Raw genomic sequence first — 1,310 nt, 5'->3', positions numbered from 1 at the left:
ATGTTCTGGGTAATTCCTGTGGCAAAGGCGTTGTATTTGCGGAAGCGTTTCCAGCTGGTGAAGAGGAATTGTGCGCTCAGCTCGTTTTGCAGCAGGAGATAGATCTCATCAAAATAAACCCATGTTGCACAGGTAGAACTGCTGCGCTCAGTGGTCATTACACGGGTGTTGATGAATTCCAGCATGTACAACATGGCTACCGCCTTCAGCTGACCGCCCAGACTCTGAATGTTGAAGCAGATCAGCCGGTTGGTCATGTCCACATTGGTGGGCTTGGCAAACATGGACAGACTGCCGTTTACATAGACTTCCAGGGCCAGGGCAATCTCCTTGGCGCGTTCCAAGGGTTGCTCCTTCAGGTCTTTCCAAAGGTCATGCAGTGTGGGACAATCACCCTCGTAGTTGGACTTCACATAGGGAGCGTAGATGTTTCTTAGGCTGTTGTCGATGATGCTCTTATCTCCGATATAGCCGTTGTTTTTGCCCATGATCTGCTCACAAAGGGACAGGATGAATTCCACCTTTGCTTCGTTGGGCAGCGTGTCAGAACCGGGTTCCGGCTTGTATTCCAGCGGATTCAGGTAGGTGCGGCTTTCCACCGAAATATCCACCACAATACCGCCCAGCTCTTCCACGAGCGGGCGGTACTCATTTTCCGGGTCGACAAGGTAGAAACGAGCCTTGGGGAACCGCAGGAACAGCTCCATGATTTCCTGTTTGGTGAACATACTCTTGCCGCTGCCGGAAGTGGCAAGGATCATGGCATTGCCGTTCATCAGTTCGGTGCGCAGGCCGACGATAAGGTTGCCGGACATATCGTTCACACCATAATAAATGCCACCGGGTACCAGCACTTCCTGTGTGTTGAAGGGAACCAATGCGGTAACATTTTTCGTGACCATGGTATGTACGTTTTCCAAGCGGCGCAGGCCATAGGGCATAGCGGTGTTGAAGGCATCCTCCTGCTGAAAAAACAGCTCGGTGAACCGGCAGTTGTAGTTGACGGCAGTGGTTTTCAAGGCATCGGTTTCCAGAGCCAGATCTTCCAGAGAATCCGCAAAATAGGCAACGCTCAGCATGGACAGCATCATCTGCTGGTCATCCTCGGTGATGTCGGCATAATATCGCTTCATGGTTTCTTCCTGGGCAAGAGTGCGGGGAGGAATACTGGCGGTGAAATCAAGTTTGTCCACGGCTCTGCGATTGAAACGGGCTTTTTCTGCATCCACCGCCATGCGCACCTCTTCCAGAGCCTGCATGGCATCTTCCGGTTCCACCGGAACCACATCAATGCTCAGAATGATGTAAGG

General features: G+C 52.0%; 1 protein-coding gene. It reads right to left on the bottom strand.

The genetic code is table 11. The features are described from left to right. Positions 1-1,310, bottom strand: a 1,310-nt coding sequence (locus ACESYO_RS16360; protein WP_373210880.1) for a VirB4-like conjugal transfer ATPase, CD1110 family, incomplete at both ends; no start/stop codon positions are given.

It is taken from the genome of Allofournierella massiliensis (genome assembly GCF_964241245.1).
In the GTDB taxonomy this organism is placed as follows: Bacteria; Bacillota; Clostridia; order Oscillospirales; family Ruminococcaceae; genus Allofournierella; species Allofournierella massiliensis.
Note: the sequence above shows the minus strand (reverse complement) of the source record. Positions and strands in the feature narration are given on the sequence as shown.